Raw genomic sequence first — 20,065 nt, 5'->3', positions numbered from 1 at the left:
CCCCCGAAAACCCGCCCTGAAGCGTCAGAGCCGGTAGACGACCGCGTCCCCGACTTCCTGGCGGGTGATGCCGAGCGACTCGACAGGCGCGTCGATGGTGATCTCCCACGGCGTGCCGGGCACCTGGTCGCGCAGCAGCACCACCGTCCGGACGCCGAGCGTGCGGAGGTAGTCGACGCTTGTCTGGTTGGGGAACGACTGGCTCACCCGACGGACGTCGTCAAGCTGACGGGGTGTGAAGCCGCTGCCGCCGTTGACCACATCGGGGAACCCGCTGGTCGACCAGAGCATCACGTGCTGGTCCAGGTTCTGGCTGCTGGGCAGCACCAGCAGGGGTCCCTCGGCCGAACGCAGCGCGGCCGGCTGGGTCGGCACCACCGGATGCGGGGTGCTGTTCAGGCCCTCGACGGTCACCAGCAGCAGCGGCAGCAGCGTGGCCATCCGCAGCCACGGCCCCGGCCACGACGGGATCCGCTGCGCGGTCAGCTCCCGCACCCGGTCGGTGAGCGCGGTGACCGCGCCCGCCGCGAGCAGACCCAGCAGCAACGTGGTCCACAACATCAACCGACCAGGGGTACGCAGAGCACTCCATCCCGGCACGTGCTCGAAGAGCGGCACGTAGGTGAAGGTGCCGTCGAAGAAACGGGTCCCCATCGCGAAGGCCATCGTCACCAGCACCCCGGCGAGCAGCAGCAGTCGGTGCCGCAGCCGCCAGACCGAGAAGAACAGCCCACCCAGGGCGAGCGCGTAGAGCACGTAGCCCGGCAACAGGGTCATCTCCGGGTGCCACGGCAGCGCTGCACGGGCACCCTCGTGCAGTCCACCCCAGATCCGCGACTCCGCTGGCGCCGTCACGAAACCCGACGCCGGCGGCGAGAAGATGCTGACGTCGTCGATGGTGCGCTCGGCGTACGGGTGCAGCTCGGTGACCCGGAAGAACGGGAACGCCAGGAGCACACCCACACCTGCGAACAACACCCCACCGAGCACGTTCGCGACGATCAACCGGCGACCGAAGGGCACGGCCTGGCGGGTGCGCAGCCGCCGCACGAAGAAGAGGACGACGGCGACCAGCACCGTGCCGCCGAGGAAGTACGCGAACGGCAGCCCGATGCCGAAGCCGAGACTGAGCTGCCACGCCGCCACCAGCCAGCCACCGTAGATCCACCCGTCGTGCCGCTGCTCGGGTCGGTAACCGTGCCGCAGTGACCAACCGTGCCCGCGCGCCAGCATCGCCAACGCCAGCGGAATCCCGCCGTTGGAGAGCACGTGCAGATGCCCGGCCTGGGACAGCAACCACGGCGCGTAGGTGTAGGTGACGCCGGCGACAGCGGCGCCGATCCGGCCGGCGCCAAGCTGCCGAGCCAGGGCGTACGCCCCGAACGTGGCGAGCGCGTGCGCCAGCACGAACATGATGTTGTAGCGCAGGATCGCGTCCTCGGGGCCGCTGCCGAGCATCCCCGCCGGGGCGTACCCGAGCAGCGTGTCGGAGAACGCGAAGCTCCACAGCTCGGGGAAGAACGTGTTGGACTGCCACAGGTGCGCCGGGTCGGTCAGCAGGATGTGCCCCGACCAGGCCATCTGCCAGGCCTGCAGGCTCGGATCCCAGTAGTCCTGCGGGAGTGTGTAGCGCGGGTAGCGCAGCGTCGGCCAGGTCATCAGCACGGCCAGTGCCAGCGAGCCGAGGGCGGCCAGCGTCCACTCGTGGATCAGGAACCGGCCGACGGCCCGGCTGGATCGGGTGAGGACGGACGGCTTCGGCTCCGGAGCGGAGGCGAACGCCTCCCAACGATCCGGGTCGGCCGGCTTCGTCTCGCCATCGGCCTGTGCCGAACCGTCGGCGTCGTCCGCCTTGCCACTCTTGGCCGTACCGCCGGTCTTTGTCGCATCGTCCTTCGTGTCGCCGTCCTTGACCGGGTCACCGACCTTGACGGCATCAGCCTTGACGTCACCGCCCTTGGTGCCGCCGTCCTTGACCGGGTCATCGTCCTTGACGGCATCCGCCTTGGCGCTCTCCCCCTTGGCCGCTTTGCCGCGCTTGGTCAGGCGGCTGATCCAGCCCCGCTTCGGCGCGTCCGTGCCGGTGACGTCCGGGGCCGTGCCGCTGGCTTCGGCCGCGTCGCTGATTTTGCCCGTACCGCTGGCTTCGGCCGCGTCGGTGGCCCTGCTCGTACCGCCGGTTGTGGTTGTGTCGTCCTTCGCGGGACCGGGTTCGATGTCACCGGTGGCGGCGGTGGCACCCGTGGGCCTGCCGTTCGTCGCCGCTGCGGGCTTGGGCTTCGCACCGTCGGTCGATCGCGGGGGTCGCCCGGGGCCGTCCGCGGTCGCCGCAGCCGTGGTGGAGGCGGGCGCCTTGTCGGCGTCGGAGGTGCCGGCCGGCCGGGTCGGGCTGCCCGTCGTGGACGCGGTGGCGGGCCGCTCCCCGGCATCCGGGCCGGCGGAGGTGGGCTGGGCCTTACCGGTCCCGGGCTGTCCGGTCGTCATGCTGCCCGGCTCTCCGTCCCGAGCTGCTGACGGAGGAAGTCGATGTCGGCGGCCTGACCGGCCACGCCTCCCGGTGTCTCGACGACCACCGGCGCCCCGGCCGCCCGAATCACCGCCACCACCAGCTCCGGGTCGATCGTTCCGCCGCCCAGGTTGTCGTGCCGGTCCTGGCCGGAGTTGAACGCGCCCTTGGAGTTGTTGGCGTGGACCAGGTCGATCCGCCCGGTGATCGCCTTGACCCGGTCGACGAGCCCGAGCAGCTCCTCGCCGCCCGCGTACGCGTGGCAGGTGTCCAGGCAGAAGCCGACCTCGTGATCGCCGATGGCGTCCCAGAGTCGGGCGAGCGCGTCCAGTCGTCGGGCGCAGGCGTTGTCGCCCCCGGCGGTGTTCTCGATCAGGACCGGCACGCCGAAGCCGCCGGAGTCGGCGGCGTACGCGAAGGTCTTGCGCCAGTTGTCGAAGCCGACGGCCAGGTCGTCCCCGGCGTTGACGTGCCCGCCGTGGACGATCAGGCCCTTGGCGCCGATGGCGGCCGCGGCGTTGGCGTGCCCGAGCAGCAGCTTCCGGCTCGGAATCCGGATGCGGTTGTTGAGGGTCGCCACGTTGATGACGTACGGCGCGTGCACGTAGAGGTCGACCTCGGCCGCGCGCAGCCGCTCGGCGTCCTCCCGAGGCTTGGGCGCCTTCCATCCCTGCGGGTCGGCGAGGAAGAACTGCACGGTGTCGGCGGACCGGGCAGCCGCCTCCGCCAGCGGGTCGGTCGAATCGACGTGGGCTCCGATACGCATGCGAGCGAGCCTACGTCGCGACCCTGACCGCCGCCGCGACGGTCGGGGCGGTGTCGTGGTCGTTGACGTCACCGCTCGGACCGACGGTCGTTGATGGGATTGAACCGGCGACCACTGCCCGGTCAGCAGGCGGCGCGAGCGCCGCGTACGGCGACCGAGGTCGACGGCCGACAGCGAGGTTGCCTCCGCCACGCGGCCCGGCGCGGCGGGGGCGGCCCCCTCGTCCGGCAGATTCCAACCGATGAAGAATCTCGGAAATTTGTGCTTTTTCCTCCGACAAGGTACGAGTGCTGTTGTATCGTCAGATAACAACACGATAAAGCTCCGCGGGGCGTCTCCGGTCCAACCTCATCGGTGTGGTCGTTCCTCCCCAGGTCCCACCCAAGGAATGCGGACGGGACGCCCCGCGGCCTCGTAAGACGGGGGTCCACCACCGACCGGTGCACGGTCGGGCGGTGGACCCCCGTCAGCATGTCCGGGTGCCGACCCGACCTCCCCGGGCATGATCGTTCGGACCGGGTATCCTGGTCAGGTTGTCCGCGTCCGGTCGGGTTCCCTCGGCGCGTGCGGGCAACGACACAAGACCTCCTGCCACGGAAGGACCGTGGCCGCTTAGCCCACAGGAGGTGAGCACGTCTTGCGTCACTACGAACTAATGGTCATCCTCGATTCCAGCCTCGAGGAGCGCACCGTCGCACCGTCGCTCGACACGTACCTGAACGTGATTCGGACCGCGGGTGGCTCGGTTGAGAAGACCGACGTGTGGGGCCGCAGGCGCCTCGCGTACGAGATCAACAAAAAGGCCGAAGGCATCTACGCCGTCATCGACCTGCAGGCCACGCCTGCTGCGGTGGCCGAGCTGGACCGTCAGCTCCGGCTCAACGAGTCCGTGCTGCGCACCAAGGTCATCCGACCGGAAATGCGCTAGAGCATCCAACCCCGGTTCGTCCGGATCAGCCTCCGCGACTCTGTCGTACGGCTCTGCGAGCCTGTACGACGAGACGCTGAGTGCGCGAGGAGATGGTCATGGCAGGAGACACCACCATCACGGTCATCGGCAATCTGACCGATGACCCCGAGTTGCGGTTCACCCCCTCCGGGGCTGCGGTCGCCAAGTTCCGAGTCGCTTCGACGCCCCGTTTCATGGACAAGGCGTCGAACGAGTGGAAGGACGGCGAGCCGCTGTTCCTCGCATGCACCGTGTGGCGGCAGGCCGCCGAGCACGTCGCCGAGTCGCTGCAGCGTGGCGCTCGGGTGATCGTGTCGGGCCGGCTGCGTCAGCGGTCGTACGAGACCCGCGAGGGTGAGAAGCGCACTGTCATCGAGCTTGAGGTCGACGAGATCGGCCCGTCGCTGCGCTACGCCACGGCGAAGGTGCAGAAGATGTCCCGCTCCGGCGGCGGTGGCGGCGGCTTCGGTGGCGGCGGTGGCGGTGGCAACCAGGGTGGCGGCGGAGGCAACTTCGACGACCCCTGGGCTTCGGCTGCTCCTTCTCCCGCGCGTGCCGGTTCGGGCGCCAATTTTGACGAGGAGCCACCGTTCTAATGGCGCCTAGCGCTCGCGATCGCAAACCAGGAGCACGTGCAACGGCCAAGGCTGCGGCACTGCGCAAGCCGAAGAAGAAGGTGAACCCGCTCGACAAGGACGGGATCGCCTACATCGATTACAAGGACACCGCGCTGCTGCGCAAGTTCATCTCCGATCGCGGCAAGATCCGCGCTCGTCGGGTGACCGGCGTGACCTCGCAGCAGCAGCGGCAGATCGCCCGTGCGGTCAAGAACGCCCGTGAGATGGCGCTCCTGCCGTACACGGCCACTACCCGCTGAGAGGAGGCACCGATATGAAGATCATCCTGACTCAGGAAGTGTCCGGCCTCGGTGCCCCGGGCGACGTCGTCGAGGTCAAGGACGGCTACGGCCGTAACTACCTGCTGCCGCAGGGCTTCGCGATCGCCTGGACCAAGGGCGCGGAAAAGCAGGTCACGGTCATCAAGCGGGCCCGTGGGGCCCGCGAGATCCGCGACCTCGACCACGCCAACGAGGTCAAGGCTCAGCTCGAGGGTCTCAAGGTCAACCTGAAGGTCCGTGCCGGCGACGGCGGGCGGCTCTTCGGCTCGGTCACTCCGGCCGAGATCGTCGACGCCGTCAAGGCGGCCAGCGGCCCGGTCCTCGACCGTCGCCGGCTGGAGGTGCCCGGTCACATCAAGTCGACCGGCACCTACCCGGTGAAGATCAAGCTGCACCCCGACGTGACCGCGTCGTTCAACCTGAACGTGCTTCAGGGCTGACGTCCGCGACACCACCACGAGGGCCCGCACCGAGCGATCGGTGCGGGCCCTCGTGCGTACGTCGTCCGCCCCACGCTCAGGTGCTGCTCCCGCGCGACACGGCCCCGACTCTCAGCCGCTCACCCGATCGGTTGACCCGTCACCACGCTGATCAGCACCGTGGACAGGCCACCGCCCACCACCGCCGCGGCCAACGCGATCGTCGCCGAACGCCATGTCGTGCCCACCCGACGCAGCAGCGCCGCCACCACCAGACTGCTCACCAGAGCCAACCCGAAACGCGGCGAGCCGGCGAGCAGCGACTCCAACGCGCGGGACCGAGGTGAATCACACCCACCCCCGCTGATGTCGGTCACACAACCAGCCGGCGCCTGACTGTCCAACGTCAACAGCCACACGAAGATCAGCACCGCCGGCGTCAGGTAACAGGCCGCCGTGTACAGCAACGGCCGGAACGGCCCACCCGGATCCGGGTCGAGCAGGTCGTCCTCCAAGCGGCGAGCCCACGCGCCCGTGGCCGCCGACTCGACCCGCTGACGAACCGACGCCGCCCCGGCCGCCGGCCGGTCCGCCCGACGCCGCGGCGCACCCACAGGTGGCACAGCCGCGCTGCGCGGCCTCGGGGCCGTGTAGCCCACCACCGGCGAGCGGGGCGCCGACGGCAGCGGATCAGTCCAGCGGGGATCATCGCCGGCCAGCCGGGTGCCAGGCCAGAAGCTGTCGTCCCGGGCCGGCCAACCCTCCGCCTCGGTAGCTCGATCGGAGCGCGGCGGCAGCGTACGGTCCCAACTGTCGTCCTCGACGACGGACCGCTCCCACTGACCGGTGCGGTCCGACCGCTCCCAACCACCGACGCTCTCCACCGCCGACCACTGCTCGCTCAGATCCGTGCCGTCAGCACCGGCCCCGGGCGGCCACGCGTGCACCCCCGAGGCGTCCCACGGATCCACCGCGGGCGGGTACGACGGCTCCGGCTCGACCACCCGATCCGACCCGCGTGCCCACGGATCGGCCGCCGGCCGGGACCACGACTCCTCCGCCGCGCGACGGCTGCGCCGGGTGGGCCGGGTCACCTCCGGATCCGGCACCGGCGTGCTCGGAGCGGACTCCACCTCCCCGCCCGACCAGATCACCTGCGGACGGCCAGCCGGCGCGCGGCGGGGACGGCGGTCCGGGAAGACACCGGAAACCGGCTCGTCCTCCCCGGCGTTCGCGCGTCGGCGGCCCGCGTACCCCTGGTCCTGCGGACGGTCGAGCGTCCACTCCCGGGTGTGGTCCGACACGGGGGCCGCGCCGATCGCCGCCTGCTCCCGCCAACTCGTCTCGCTGCCCCGCCGACGACCGCCCGACGACTCGATGGACCGCCGGCCGGCACCAGAAATCGGCGGCTCGGCCTCGCGTTCGGGTTCGGCCTCATCCTCGTCCGGTGCCGCGTGGCGACCGCCGCCGTCAGCGTGCCGAACACCCGACTCCAGAGCCCACCGGGGCAGGTAGGCGTCCACGGGCTCGTCCTGGCCGCGGTCCAACGCGCGCCGCCGACTGGAGGTGCGGTAGCGACCGTCCTCGTCGTACGGATCAACCGGAAGAGACGCCGCGCGCTCACCCCACGAGGCGGTCGGCTGGCGCTCGCGCGGGCTGCCATCCCCGCGTCCCCAGTCCCGGTAACTCACGGCCGGAGTGTGACCCTTCTGAACCGAAAGCGGAATCCGCTGTCCAGGTGTAGCCGTTCGCTGGAGATAGTACGGGACGATCGTGTCACAGGCCCGACCGAAATATTCTCCTCCACAGGCTGGGGAGCATGTTCTCGCAGGTCAGCGGCCTAGAGCCAAGAATTCCCCAATGGTTATCCACAGGCTGTGCACACCCTGCGCACATCATGTCCCCCGACATCCACAGGTTGTCCCGAGGCTCGTCCACCGGCGTTGTTGAGTCTCTGACCTCGGGGTCCGTATGGTTGGCCCCCGACCGCCGGCGCGATGGCCCCCGATCGACCGGCCCGGTCGGACGGAAGTGTCAGACCCCAGCGGTAGAGCTGGAATCAGATCCGACGCAGTGGAGGGGGACCCGTGTCGGTCACCGACGACAGGCGGGCGGAGTCACGATCCGGTGGCGGCCAGACATCCACGCCGCGAGACGGTCAGTTCGACAAGACTCCACCCCAGGACGTCGCTGCGGAGCAGTGCGTGCTCGGCGGCATGCTGCTCTCCAAGGACGCCATCGCCGACGTCGTCGAGATCCTCAAGACCAACGACTTCTACCGGCCGGTGCACGCCACCATCTTCGACATCATCCTCGACATCTACGGCCGAGGTGAGCCGGCCGACCCGATCACCGTGGCCGCCGCCCTGACCGACTCCGGCGATCTGGCCCGCATCGGCGGCGCGCCCTACCTGCACACCCTCATCGCCAGCGTGCCGACCGCCGCGAACGCGGCCTACTACGCGCGCATCGTCAGCGAACGCGCTGTGCTGCGCCGGTTGGTCGAGGCCGGCACCAAGATCGTGCAGCTGGGCTACGGCACCGCCAGCGGCGGCAGCCGCGACGTCGACGACGTCGTGGACCTCGCCCAGCAGGCCGTCTACGACGTCACCGAACGGCGGGTCAGCGAGGACTTCGCGATCCTGGCCGACATGTTGCAGCCGACGCTCGACGAGATCGAGGCGGTGGGCGCGACCGGCGGGATGATGACCGGCGTCCCCACCGGCTTCAGCGACCTGGACCGACTGCTCAACGGCCTGCACGCCGGCCAACTTATTATCGTGGCAGGCAGACCTGGTCTCGGAAAATCGACGGCTAGCATGGATTTCGCCCGAAATGCTGCTATTCGCGCGAACCAGGCTGCCGCGATCTTCTCGCTGGAAATGAGCAAGGTCGAGATCGTCATGCGACTGCTCTCCGCCGAGGCGCGGGTCCCGCTGCACGTGCTGCGCAGTGGGCAGCTCTCCGACGACGACTGGACCAAGCTGGCCCGGTGCATGGGTGAGATCAGTGAGGCGCCGCTCTTCGTCGACGACACGCCGAGCATGAACCTGATGGAGATCCGGGCCAAGGCCCGGCGGTTGAAGCAACGGCACGACCTCAAGATGATCGTGGTCGACTATCTCCAGCTGATGACCTCGCCGAAGCGCACCGAGAGCCGCCAGCAGGAGGTCGCCGACCTGTCCCGTGGCCTGAAGCTGCTGGCCAAGGAGGTCGAGTGCCCGGTGATCGCGGTCAGCCAGCTGAACCGTGGCCCCGAGCAACGAACGGACAAGCGGCCCCAACTGTCCGACCTGCGGGAGTCAGGCTGCCTCACGGCCGAGACTCGAGTGGTTCGCGCGGATAACAATACCGAAATCACGCTCGGTGAGTTGTTGTCAAACAACGCTAAAGACACTCCCGTCTGGGCGTTGGACGAGAGCCTTCGCTACACGCCACGCACGATGACCCACGTCTTCCCGAGCGGGAGCCGCGAGGTGTTCCGGCTGACCCTCGCATCGGGCAAGCAGATCGATGCCACAGCCAACCACCCCTTTCTCGCGTTCACCGGGTGGGTGCCGCTCGGTGAGCTGTCGCCCGGGGATCGCCTTGCCACACCACGTCACCTGCCGCCGCCAATGGTCACCCGCCCCTGGGCCGACGCGGAGGTCGTCATGTTGGCGCACCTGTTGGGCGACGGCTCGTTCGTGCGGCGCCAACCGATTCGATACGCGAGCTGCGATGAGCTGAATCTGCAGGCTGTGGCGGAAGCCGCGAAGCACTTCGGTATCACCGCCGTGCGCGACGACTACGCGGCCGCGAGGGTGACCACCCTCCGGCTGCCTGCGCCCTACCGCCTGGCTCGCGGTCGGCGTAACCCGATCGCGGCTTGGCTTGACGGCCTGGGCCTCTTCGGTCTGAGGTCACACGAGAAGTTCCTTCCTTCGGCCGTTTTCAGCCTGCCCAAAGAGCAGATCACCGCCTTCCTGCGGCATCTCTGGGCTACGGACGGCTCGGTGACCGTCAATAGCGCCGGCCGCGGAGGGCGTGTCTATTTCGCCTCTACGAGCCGACGAATGCTTGAGGACATCTCTCGACTGCTCCTCAGGTACGGCATTACGGCCCGGCTGCGGGTCGTACCAGTAGTGGGGCACCGCCCTCAGTACACGCTCGACATCTCCGGCCGGGATGACCAGCTGAGGTTCCTGCGCGAGATCGGCGTCTACGGGCAGCGGTCGGAGGGCTGTTCCGCTCTGCTCGCCGCGCTGGAATCGACGGAGAGCAACACAAACGTTGACACAGTGCCACGCGAGGTGTGGACCAGAGTCAAGGAGATCCTGGTCGAGCAGGGCATGACCCACCGTGAGTTCGCGAAGGCCATCGGCACCCAGTTCTGCGGCAGCACCCTCTGGAAGCACGCGCCCAGCCGCTCCCGACTGCCGGCGATCGCCACCGTTCTTGATGCGGCCGACCTGGACCTGCACGCCACCAACGACATCTTCTGGGACTCGATCGTGTCTATCGAGTCGATTGGTGAGCAGGAGGTGTTCGACGCGACTGTGCTCGAGAAGCACAACTTCATCGCCAACGGCATCGCCACCCACAACTCGATCGAGCAGGATGCCGACGTTGTCATCCTCTTGCACCGCGACGACTACTACGACAAGGAGTCGCCGCGGGCGGGCGAGGCGGATTTCATTGTTGCCAAGCATCGGAATGGACCAACTGACACGGTGACCGTCGCTGCGCAGTTGCACCTGTCGCGGTTCGTGGACATGGCCATCGGCTGACCGGTACGAAGACCCGCTGTCGGTCAGCCGAGCAGCGGAAACCAGCCCGCCGACTCGCCCAGTTCCAGTCGGTCCCGATCGGTGAGCGGCACGCGGCCGGTGGCCTTCAGCAGGAAGTCCTGGTCGTCCCAAGCAACGGGGCGTACCGTGTCGTCGCTGAGCAGGCCCTCCATGGTGGTCACCGCGACACGCGCGGCCAGCGGCCCGGGCGGCGGCGCGTCGGGCAGTTCCGGGGTCAGATCCAGGTGGTGTACGACAGCCTCGGTGGTCAGGGTGGCGAGGAAGTCGGGTACGCGCAGCACGTGCCCCTGCGTGGTCACGTACCCCTCGGGGTTTGCTGACCTGGCGGCGCGGACCGCTGCGGGGGCGGTGTCCCGCCAGAGCTGGACGATGCCGGTCGGACGGTCGAACGCGGCGGCCGACCGGCGGACCCACCAGGCGTGCCGGTCGCTCTCGTCGTCGCCGGCCGGAAAGTCGCGCCAGTAGCTGACGTCGTCGATGTCGGCCGGCCCGTCAACGGGGCTGGCGAGTGCGACTAGCGCACGCTGGGCGTCGCCGAGCACGTGCAGGAGAAGGTCCGCGACGAGCCAGCCCCGGCAGCGGGTGGCTCGTTGCAGACCGGCGTCGTCCAGGTCGCCGACCACTGCGGTGATCCCGTCGTACGCCTGGGCCAGCGCCTCGTCCGGTCGGATCGTGGTCATGCGATTCAGCCTCGCATGAACCATCGCGCCCGCCAACGTTCGACGGCCGGGTGGTGTGCCCGGGCCGACACGTGGATCGACCCGGGCGGAAGGCCGTCCTGGATCAGCCGAACATGTCGTCGAGGAAGCCCTTGCGCTTCTTCTGCCGGTAGTGGCCGTGGTAGCCCTGGTGCTGCTGCTGGCCGTAGGCCGGCTGCGGCGGGTAGCCGTGGGCGGGCGGGGGCGGCGGCGGGACGGCACCGTATCCGGGCTGGTGCGGGGGCGGCGGAGGCGGGTAGCCGGCCGGCTGGTGGGTGGGCTGCGGCGGTGCGCCACCGGTTTGTTGGCGGCTCCAGTTGGCCTCCGCCTCGAACAGCTTCTCCAACTCGCCGCGGTCCAGGAAGATGCCTCGGCATTCCCCGCACTGGTCGATCACGACGCCGCTGCGCTCGTACTGACGCATTTCTCCGTGACACTTGGGGCAGGTGAGACTACTCATCGCCCGACGGTACCTGGTGGACCTATGCAGTTGCTGTGAGCGCCTCGGTGACTTCTTCGTCGGAGACCTCGTGGAAGTCGTCGTAGTAGACGCTCACCGCGCCGAAGTCCGGTGGGCGTTGGGCGCAGATGACCTGGTCCGCCTCCGCGGCGAGCAGCTCGTACGCCTCCTGTGCGCCGACCGGGACGGCGACCACGACCCGGTGTGCTCCGAGGTGGCGGACGACCTCCACGGCGGCGCGGGCGGTCGCACCGGTGGCCAGGCCGTCGTCGATGATCACGGCGGTCCGCCCCGTGAGGTCCAGCTGTGCGCGACCACCTCGGTAGAGCCGCTCCCGCCGGGCGAGCTCGGCCTGTTCCCGTTGGCTGACCTCGGCGATGTCGTCGCTGCTGAGTCGGCTGGCCACCGCCTCGTTGAGCACCTGGACGCCGCCCGGCCCGAGCGCGCCGAAGGCGACCTCCCGGGCCCACGGCATGCCGAGCTTGCGGACGACGAGCACGTCAAGTGGTGCGCCGAGTCGTTCGGCGACGACCCGGGCGACCGGTACGCCGCCGCGGACGAGGCCGAGGACGACCACGTCCGGATCGCCGACGAGTGCGGTGAGCCGTTCGGAGAGCACCCGGCCGGCGTCGGCCCGGTCGCGGTACGTCGTCATGCCTTCAGGTCTACGCCCTGGTGGGGCGTTCCGCCCAGCAGTTACGCCGATGTGGTCCGAGCGGGCAGGTCGGGAAGCGGGGCGGCCGGCGTGTCGACCGGGCGGTGCAGGGCGGGTGCCCAGGTGAGCAGGGCCATCGGGTAGAGCAGGTACCCGAAGCGGGTCGAGGGCATCAGGGCGATGGCGGCGAGTAGCCCGTACCCGCTGATGAGCGCGGTGGCGACGGCGGTGCGGGGCGGGCGGCGGGCGAGCCGGACGGCGATGGCCGCGCCGGCGGCGACCAGCAGGGTGGCGGCGACGAGCCGGCCGGCGGGTAGCGCGGTGGCGATCAGGTAGCCGGGAAAGGGGGACTGCGCGGGGCTGGTGACCAGGCCGTGGCCGAGGGGGAAGCGCAGCACGTTCTCGGTGAGCGCGTCGCGGTCGACGAGGATCGCGGGAATCAGGGCGGCGACGGGCAGGCCGATCGCGCCGGCGGCGACGCGGGTGCCGGCGCGCCGGGTCAGGCCCCAGACGATCAGGACCAGCGCCACCGGCCAGGCGAAGAGCTTCAGTGCGCCGGCGAGCCCGACCGCGAGGCCGGCCCGGCCGGGTCGGCCGGCGGCGGCGAGTGCGAGGGCAAGCAGGCAGAGCGCGAGTACGGGGAGGTCGTCGCCGCCGGTGGCGAGGGTGAGGGCACAGATGGGCAGTACGGTGGCGGCCTGCACGCCGCGCAGCAGCGCGGAGTCTCGCCGGTGAGCCGCCGGGGCGGGGAGGGCGGTGGCTGGTGTGGTGCGCAGGGCGGTCACGGCCAGGGTGAGCGCCAGCGCCGTGCCGACCGCGAACCAGACCCGTGAGTCGGTCCACCAGGTGTCGGCCAGTGCCCTGGGCAGGCCGAACATCGCCATGCCGGGTTGGTATGGCGTGTAGCCGAGCAGTTGTTCGCCGGGGGGCAGGGCGGCGATCGCGTCGGGTCCGAGGTAGGGGGTGCCGTGCTCCAGGAGGCGGGTGCCGGCGTGCTCCACGACCAGGACTTCTTCCTGTGCCCGATCGGTACGTCCGTTGGCCCGCTCGATGCTCTGCCAGAGTAGGGGGAGCAGTGCGGTGCCTGCCCAGGTGAGACCGGTGATCGTCCAGCGGGCTCCGAGCCCGACCAGCCGTGCGGTCGGGTGGTGTCGGCGGAGCAGGAGTTGGGTGAGCACCGCAAGCGTCGCCACGAGGTATCCGACGGCGGCGACCGCGCCCCAGGCCCGGTGCGGGAGGAGGGTCGACGTGACTGCGGTGATCGCGGCGAAGATGGTCGAGACGGCGTAGAGGCTGAGGTCGACGGCGAGCCCGCCGGCGGCGGTGTCGAGCGTCCGCCAGTGCCAGGGGCGGCGGCGGGCGGTCGGGGCGTCGGCGATCACGGGCGCCAGTCTGGCAGACCGGGCGGCACCTGCACCGGACCGTGTGGTGCGGTCGGCCGGTGCCCGGTCAGGCGGGCAGGTGCGGGAGGCGGGCGCGGGCGGCCTGGCGGCGGTTCTGGCTCAGCCGGATCACCGCACCGGCGTCGTGCAGTGGCGCGACGAGGGTGCCGGGACGTCCGCCGGAGCCGCGCTGCATCGCCGCGAGCAGGGTGCCGGCGGGCACCGGCCGCGAGAACAGGTGGCCCTGACCGGCGACGCAGCCCAACTCCCAGAGCGCCCGCCGTTGCGGTTCGCTCTCCACCCCCTCGGCCACCACCGCCAGGTCGAGACTGCGACCCAGGTCGAGGGTGGAGCGGATGACAGCGGCGGCCTCCGCCGAGCTGTCCATCGTCGTTACGAAGCTTCGGTCGATCTTCAGCTCGTGCACCGGGATGCGGGAGAGGAGTGAGAGCGAGGAGTAGCCGGTGCCGAAGTCGTCCAGCGCCAACCGGACGCCCTCGTCGCGCAGCCGGCTGAGTACCCGGTCGACCACGTCGAGTTGGCTGAGCGTGAGCGTCTCGGTCAACTCCAGCACCAGCCGGTCCGCGGGGAGGTCGTGAGCGCGCAGACGGGCCAGCACGGAGCCGGGGAACCGCGCGTCGAGCAGGCTGCGGGGGGACACGTTTACCGCGACCGGTACGTCGAAGCCGGCGTCACGCCAGGTGGTGGCCGCGATCAGTGCCTGGTCGAGGATCGCCTCGGCGAAGGCCGGCAGCAGACCGGAGCGCTCCACCGCCTCCAGGAAGCGGAGCGGGTCGATCATGCCGTGGGTGGGGTGGCGCCAGCGGGCCAACGCCTCGGCACTCGTCACCTCGCCGGTGCCCAGGTCGACGATCGGTTGGAAGTTGACGATGAACTCGTGGTCGGCGACCGCCCGGGGCAGGTCACCGCCGAGGGTGAGGCGGCCCAGGTCGGCGGTGTCGCGGGTGGTGGCGTAGGTGGAGATTCGCTGCCCGGCACGCTTCGCCTGGTACATGGCCACGTCGGCGCGGCGCAGCAGCTCGGTCATGCCACCGTTGGACGGGGCGACGGAGATGCCGCCGCTGGCTTCGACGCTGATCCGCATGCCGTCCAGCTCGAATGGCTCGTGCAGGGCGGCGAGGAGCGTCTCGGCGCGATGCGCGGCCACCGCCGGGGCCGGCAACCCGCGCAGGAGTACGGCGAACTCGTCGCCGCCGAGGCGGGCCACCAGGTCGCTCGCCCGTGCGGCGCCCCGTAACCGGTCGGCTACCTGCGCCAGCACCTGGTCGCCGGCGGCGTGACCGAGGGTGTCGTTGACTTCCTTGAAGTGGTTGAGGTCGATCAGCACCAGCGCGGTCACCCCGTCGGCGTGTCGGGCGCTCAACTGCTCGGTGCCCTCGTCGAGGAGGTGCCGGCGGTTGGCCAGCCCGGTCAACGCGTCGTGGGTGGCGGCGTACGCGTGTTCGTTGGCGACCCGGGCCAGTTCGGCGTACGCCTGGGCGTTGCGGACGGCTGTGCAGAGCGCGGAGGCGAAGGTGCGCAGGGTGTACTGCTCCCGTTCGGAGAGCTGCACCGGGCCGCGGAAGCGCAGTCGGAGCACGCCGACGTCGACGGTCCGGTCGTGCCCTTCGAGCGGGGTGGGGACGACGGTGCCGTGCACGTCGCTGGGCGTACCGATGGGGCCGTCGAAGGTGATGCCGCCGGTGCCGCCGCGCACGGCGCGGTCGCCGTCGCGCAGCTCGATCTCGACCTCGTCGGCGGAGAACAGCTCGGCGGCCTGGGTGACGGCGGTGGTGAGAACGTTGTCCAGGTCGACCACGTTGAGCGCGTCGGTGGTGCGGGCGAGGCGCTGCCACGCCTGCTGCTCGGTCCTGGAACGGATTCTCGTGGAGTACGTCAGGTGCAGGCTGAACACGAGCGGTGGAACGGCGACCAGGAGTCGCAGGTCGGCTTGGAGGAGGAGCAGGGTGCAGATGGTGACGAGGAACCGCAGCGCCACACCGACGCCTCGTAGGTCCCAGTTTGTGCGGAATTGCTGGCGAATGCTGCTGCCGGAGGCTATCGCGATGACCGGGATCGCGATGAGCTCGTCGAGCACCGTGGCGACGAGATAGGCGAGGGCTATTGGGCCGACAAGGTGAATGAGGTCGGTGAGCTTTGCGGGGGGCCAGGTCCAGTCCAGCGCTACGAGGGTCAGCCCCGCGCCGGCAGCAACGATGGTGTTCTTGCCGATGCTGAACGCCATCTTGATCGGTGCCAGGCGCTGAACGGCGAAAGCCGCCGCCACTCCAACGGCAGTGCACAGCACGACCCAGGGCGCTGGAGCGATCGCCACTCCGACGACGATCGCGGTCTCACTCCAGGTGATCTGGTGCGTGGTCGATCGGATTCTCACCCTTGCATTGACCATCGTGGCAACGGCGATCATGGGGATGAGCGCTATTACAGTCGCAACCTCGGTCGAGGTTGCCGGAAGCGCGGTGAGCGCCGCCACCAGGGATAACGCACAGACTGCCGAAGCTACAACGACGATGACACCGATGAGCAGAGTTAGTCGTCGATGATCTTCTCGGTCGTTCTGCGCTTGGATTCGCATGCCGCTCCCGAGGGTGCCCGGTTCGCTCCTGGCACCGTAGCGCACGACGAGGGGCCAGCGGCAGGCCCTCGCGTCCTCAGGTCCACTCGTTGCCGCGCATGACTACCTCCCCGAAGATCAGGCATTAGTGGCAACTCGTGGATTAGCCATTAATGCACCGACTTGCTGACAGGGATAGCGTAGCGGAGATATGAGTGGTTAGCTCCCGTCATATGTCGCTATGCGCAACATCAGCCAACTGAACGATGGTTTGTAACGTTCTGTCCCCACTTGGGAGCACACCGTTGAAGTTCGCGGCTTCTCTCCAAGAGTCGTTGCGGGCTGTTGCGGGCCTAATGCGATGGGCTGAGCCTGCGCATTCTCTCAAGTCTGCCGGCTTCTGGCCGGCTGCATCATCTGCAGTTCGGCCAGCGGTAACCACCGGTTGGGCATCGCACACGCCAGGAATGCCGGCCGGCGCAGGCAATGGTCGACCCGTACGGGTTACGCATCCTGCAGCTCGTGCTCGGATAAGAAAGCTGCAACCTGCAACAGGCAGGCTGTGTCGGTGGTCGGCGCCACTCGCCGCTTCCGTCGATGACCAACCGGCCCGTTGACATCGGCCCGTCACGCTCGGTGCCCGTAAGCTTCGTCCGTGATCGGCTGAATACCCCGCTGGAGCAGGGGGACGGATGGAGATTCAACTTCTGGGCGGCCTCTCGGTGCAACTGCCCGCTCGCACACTGCACCTCGGAACGCCTAAGCAGCAGGCCGTCCTTTCGATGCTCGCAGTCCAACCTGGGCAGTTGGTGACCGTTCAAGACCTGGTTGATGAGTTGTGGCCCGATGGTCCGCCGCGTTCGGCGGTGGCGAACGTCCGTACCTATGCCGCCAATCTGCGGCGGACCTTCGAAGCGTTCGAAGGCGGTGCGGGTGTCGTCGTTAGGCAGCAAATCGGTTACCGGCTCGTCCTGAGGCCGGAATGTATCGACCTGTTTCAGTTCGAGTTGGAGCGCTCTGCAGGCCGGCAAGCCCTGATGATCGGCCACCTGGACCGCGCCTCGGAACTACTGGGGCGTGCCGTGGCGCGCTGGCAGGGGGCAATGCTCGCCGGTATTCCGCTCGGACCCGTGCTCAGCGCACGCGTGGCGGCGGCCGAAGAGGAGCGGCTGCTGGCCGTGGAGTTGCTCGCCGACGTACAGCTGAGATCGGGGCGGGATGACCTCGCGATCCCGCTGCTGCGGGAGGTCATCGTCCGTCACCCCCTCCGGGAACCGGCATACGCCCTGCTCGTGCGTGCACTGTACGAGCGCGGTGATCACGCCGGCGCGCTCGTCACGTACGACGAGGTCCGGACGAGGCTGGCGGCTGAGCTCGGAGTCGCTCCGAGTCCTGACCTCCATACTCTCCACCGCACGATCGTGAGGGCGGGTCTGCCCCGGCGCTCGCCGATCAGCGGCGCAACCCGTCCGGCTGGTCGGGGTGCGCTCCCCGCCCCGAACACACCGCATGCGGCGGGTGTCCATGCCCTCGAGAAACCGCGTCGGCCCCACCCGATAGATCATCTTCCTCGAGCGGTAACCGACTTCGTCGGTCGCGAGGACGTCATGTCGCGGCTGCTGGCCGAGACCCGTCGGGTCGAGGAGCGGGTTCCGGCGGTGCACGTCATCGACGGCATGCCGGGCAGTGGAAAGACGACCATGGCCGTACACCTGGCCCGCCGGCTGTCCGATCGATACCCGGACGCCGCATTGTTCATCGACTTGCGCGGGCACGACGAAAAGAACCGGGTGGAGGCGGCGAACGCTCTGGTCACGCTGCTTCGACAGCTTGAAGTGCCAGCTGTGCGCGTTCCGGTCGAGCTTGAGGCAAGAGTGGAACTGTGGCGACAAGAGCTGGCCCGTCGGCGGTCGGTGATAGTTCTCGACAACGCCGCGAGCAGCGAGCAGATAATGCCCCTGCTGCCGGCCGAGCCGACCACCGTCGTGCTGGTGACCTCGCGACGACGTCTGTTCCACCCGGATGTCGGAACGTCGCGGACGCTACCGCTCCTGAGCCCTCAGGAGAGCATGGATCTCCTGAGCCTGAGCGTTGGCCGGGATCGGGTCGAGGCAGAGCCGGAGGCGGCCGCCGAGGTGGTCCGGCGGTGTGGTCACCTTCCCCTGGCGATTCGGCTGGCCGGTGCCAGACTGGCGCATCGGCGCGGCTGGCGGTTGGCGGAACTGGTCGAACAGTTGGCCGGCGAGCCTCTGGTGCTGCACCACCTGGCTCAGGAGGAGAGCAGCGTCACCGGGGCCTTCGCCGCCTCCTACGAGCCTCTCCCGGATTCGACCAAGCGGGTCTTCCGATTCCTGGGCCTGTATCCCGGTAACCGCTTCAGCCCGCCGCTGGTCGCCGCACTGACCGGTCTGACCCTGGCGGACGCTCACGCCGCACTCGACGACCTCGTCGACCGCAATCTGGTGGAGGACCTGGACTCGACGCGGTATCGGCTGCACGACCTCATGCGTCAGTACTCCATCGAACTCTGCACCCACGCCGATTCCTCCGACGACCGCCGACGCGGGCTGGCTCGACTGTTCGACTTCACACTGGAGGCGGTTCTGAACGTCGCCGAGCTGCTTGAGCCCGAAGTGATCAGATCCCAGATCCCGAACAGCCCGTCCGCCCAGCGTGAGCTCGTCGAGGCCGTCGGAGAGCCGACGGCTGACTGGTTGGAGGCCGAGCGCACGGACCTCGTGACGATGGTGGTTTCGGCGCTCGAGTCAGGATTCTACCGGCACTGCTGGCAATTGGCCCGTGCCCTCTGGCGATTCTGTTACATCCGCGGGTACTTCGAGGACATTATTCTGATCCACCGCCATGGGCTCCAGGCTGCGGAGACTGTCGGAGACGCTGACGCCCTGGCTCTCATGAACAACTACCTGGCCTCCGCCTACGTCCGTACCGGCAACAAGCAAGGGGCGCTCGATCACCTGTCACGTTCGGTCGACCTGTCCCGCAACTCGCGGGACGTACTGAACTCCGCCCGGTACCGCGCGAACCTCGCCGCCGTCTACTGGTGGAGCGGCCACCTGTCCGAGTCGGTGGAGCTCGGCCTCGAGTGTCTGCGGGACAATGTCTACGCGAATGTCGGCGGCCCCTTCCTGCTGCCGAACCTCGGGTTGGCGCTGACGGCCCTCGGGCGTTACGAGGAAGCGTTGCGGATGCACCGCCTGCACCTTGCCTGGGCCCGGACGAACTCCGACGAGTTCCACACGCTGAACGCACTAAGCCACATCGGCGGAGTGCGGGTTCGCATGGGTGATCTTCCACAGGGGATCCGCATCCTGATGGCTTCACTCGCGCTACGGGATCGCACCGGCCACCGGTACGCCGAGGCCGAGGTGCGCAACGACCTCGGGATCGCCTACCGCAGTCTGGGTCGTCTGATGGAGGCACAGCGGGAACACGAGCTGGCCCGGAACCTGTCGATCGGTTCGGGGGAACGACACGTCGAGGCGTCCGCGCTGAACGAACTCGGGCGCACTCTGCGGGCGCAGGGACGCGGTGGCGAGGCGTTCGAGGTGCACCAGGAGGCGTTGCGGTTGGCTACCCGGATCGCGCACCCGCACGAGCAGGGTCGAGCCCTGGCCGGGCTCGCCGAACACTTCGCCCGCACCGACCCGGCCGAGGCCCGACGGCACTGGGAGCGGGCGTTGGCGATCTTCCGGCGGATGGGCGTGCCGGAACGCTTCGAGGCCGAACGCCGCCTCGCCGAGCTGGGTGCGGAGCGCTGACCAGCTAGAACGTCGCTTATCGATTTCTTATCGCCACGCCCGGTAACTTCTCCGCCGTAGCGACGAACGGGGGAGGTTCTGCCCTTGGGCAGATCCGGTCGTTGACACGTACCCGCCGCCAGGTTCCCCCCAGCAACCTCGGCGGCGGGTCGGTGAGGAAGGAGCGGCGTCGACCGTTTGCGCCATTG

General features: G+C 69.2%; 14 protein-coding genes. 6 read left to right on the top strand and 8 right to left on the bottom strand.

Annotated features, from left to right (window positions below; all coding sequences use genetic code 11):
• Positions 1–24: 24 nt before the first annotated feature.
• The gene (locus tag AB0C25_RS28990; protein WP_357377258.1) at positions 25–2,484 is read right to left on the bottom strand and encodes a hypothetical protein; all 2,460 of its coding nucleotides are present in this window, start codon (positions 2,482–2,484) and stop codon (positions 25–27) included.
• Complete coding sequence (locus AB0C25_RS28985; RefSeq protein WP_357377257.1) at positions 2,481–3,272, bottom strand: deoxyribonuclease IV; 792 nt, start codon at positions 3,270–3,272, stop codon at positions 2,481–2,483. Before AB0C25_RS28985 ends, AB0C25_RS28990 begins: the two co-directional genes overlap by 4 nt.
• A 637-nt stretch (positions 3,273–3,909) precedes the next feature.
• On the opposite strand from AB0C25_RS28985, the gene rpsF reads away from it, so the two are divergent.
• The 4 genes from rpsF to rplI all read left to right on the top strand — a co-directional run bounded on the left by rpsF (position 3,910) and on the right by rplI (position 5,559).
• Entirely contained in the window at positions 3,910–4,200 is a 291-nt protein-coding gene (rpsF, locus tag AB0C25_RS28980) for a 30S ribosomal protein S6 (protein WP_036391391.1), read from the top strand.
• An 80-nt stretch (positions 4,201–4,280) separates the two neighbouring features.
• Positions 4,281–4,817 carry a single-stranded DNA-binding protein gene (locus tag AB0C25_RS28975; RefSeq protein ID WP_181518404.1) on the top strand — a complete coding sequence of 179 codons (537 nt, stop codon included), beginning with the start codon at positions 4,281–4,283 and terminating at the stop codon, positions 4,815–4,817.
• On the top strand, positions 4,817–5,098 hold the full coding sequence (gene rpsR / locus AB0C25_RS28970; protein WP_051723758.1) for a 30S ribosomal protein S18: 282 nt from the start codon (positions 4,817–4,819) through the stop codon (positions 5,096–5,098). The genes AB0C25_RS28975 and rpsR overlap by 1 nt, the downstream gene beginning before the upstream one ends.
• A 14-nt stretch (positions 5,099–5,112) precedes the next feature.
• The gene (rplI, locus tag AB0C25_RS28965; protein ID WP_357242916.1) at positions 5,113–5,559 is read left to right on the top strand and encodes a 50S ribosomal protein L9; all 447 of its coding nucleotides are present in this window, start codon (positions 5,113–5,115) and stop codon (positions 5,557–5,559) included.
• A gap of 119 nt (positions 5,560–5,678) precedes the next feature.
• Here rplI and AB0C25_RS28960 read toward each other — a convergent pair whose 3' ends face one another.
• The gene (locus AB0C25_RS28960; RefSeq protein WP_357377256.1) at positions 5,679–7,229 is read right to left on the bottom strand and encodes a hypothetical protein; all 1,551 of its coding nucleotides are present in this window, start codon (positions 7,227–7,229) and stop codon (positions 5,679–5,681) included.
• Positions 7,230–7,625: 396 nt separating this feature from the next.
• Between AB0C25_RS28960 and AB0C25_RS28955 the strand changes: the two genes are divergently transcribed.
• Positions 7,626–10,307, top strand: coding sequence for a replicative DNA helicase (locus AB0C25_RS28955; RefSeq protein ID WP_357377255.1), 2,682 nt, complete (start codon positions 7,626–7,628; stop codon positions 10,305–10,307).
• 23 nt (positions 10,308–10,330) lie between these two features.
• Here AB0C25_RS28955 and AB0C25_RS28950 read toward each other — a convergent pair whose 3' ends face one another.
• The 5 genes from AB0C25_RS28950 to AB0C25_RS28930 form a co-directional block, all read right to left on the bottom strand.
• Complete coding sequence (locus AB0C25_RS28950; RefSeq protein WP_357377254.1) at positions 10,331–11,008, bottom strand: maleylpyruvate isomerase N-terminal domain-containing protein; 678 nt, start codon at positions 11,006–11,008, stop codon at positions 10,331–10,333.
• Positions 11,009–11,111: 103 nt separating this feature from the next.
• Positions 11,112–11,486, bottom strand: a complete 375-nt coding sequence (locus tag AB0C25_RS28945; protein WP_357377253.1) for a zf-TFIIB domain-containing protein — start codon at positions 11,484–11,486, stop codon at positions 11,112–11,114.
• Positions 11,487–11,508: 22 nt separating this feature from the next.
• On the bottom strand, positions 11,509–12,141 hold the full coding sequence (locus AB0C25_RS28940; protein WP_357377252.1) for a phosphoribosyltransferase: 633 nt from the start codon (positions 12,139–12,141) through the stop codon (positions 11,509–11,511).
• A gap of 41 nt (positions 12,142–12,182) precedes the next feature.
• Entirely contained in the window at positions 12,183–13,523 is a 1,341-nt protein-coding gene (locus AB0C25_RS28935; RefSeq protein ID WP_357377251.1) for a glycosyltransferase family 87 protein, read from the bottom strand.
• 67 nt (positions 13,524–13,590) lie between these two features.
• Positions 13,591–16,119: a bifunctional diguanylate cyclase/phosphodiesterase gene (locus AB0C25_RS28930; RefSeq protein WP_357377250.1), complete on the bottom strand. Its 2,529-nt coding sequence runs from the start codon at positions 16,117–16,119 to the stop codon at positions 13,591–13,593.
• Positions 16,120–16,790: 671 nt separating this feature from the next.
• Here AB0C25_RS28930 and AB0C25_RS28925 point away from each other — a divergent pair.
• Positions 16,791–19,877, top strand: a complete 3,087-nt coding sequence (locus AB0C25_RS28925) for a BTAD domain-containing putative transcriptional regulator (protein ID WP_357377249.1) — start codon at positions 16,791–16,793, stop codon at positions 19,875–19,877.
• Positions 19,878–20,065 lie beyond the last annotated feature (188 nt).

Source organism: Micromonospora sp. NPDC048839 (assembly GCF_040649915.1).
GTDB lineage: Bacteria > Actinomycetota > Actinomycetes > Mycobacteriales > Micromonosporaceae > Micromonospora.
The sequence above is the reverse complement of the archived record's forward strand: the minus strand, read 5'-3'. Positions and strand labels throughout refer to the sequence as shown.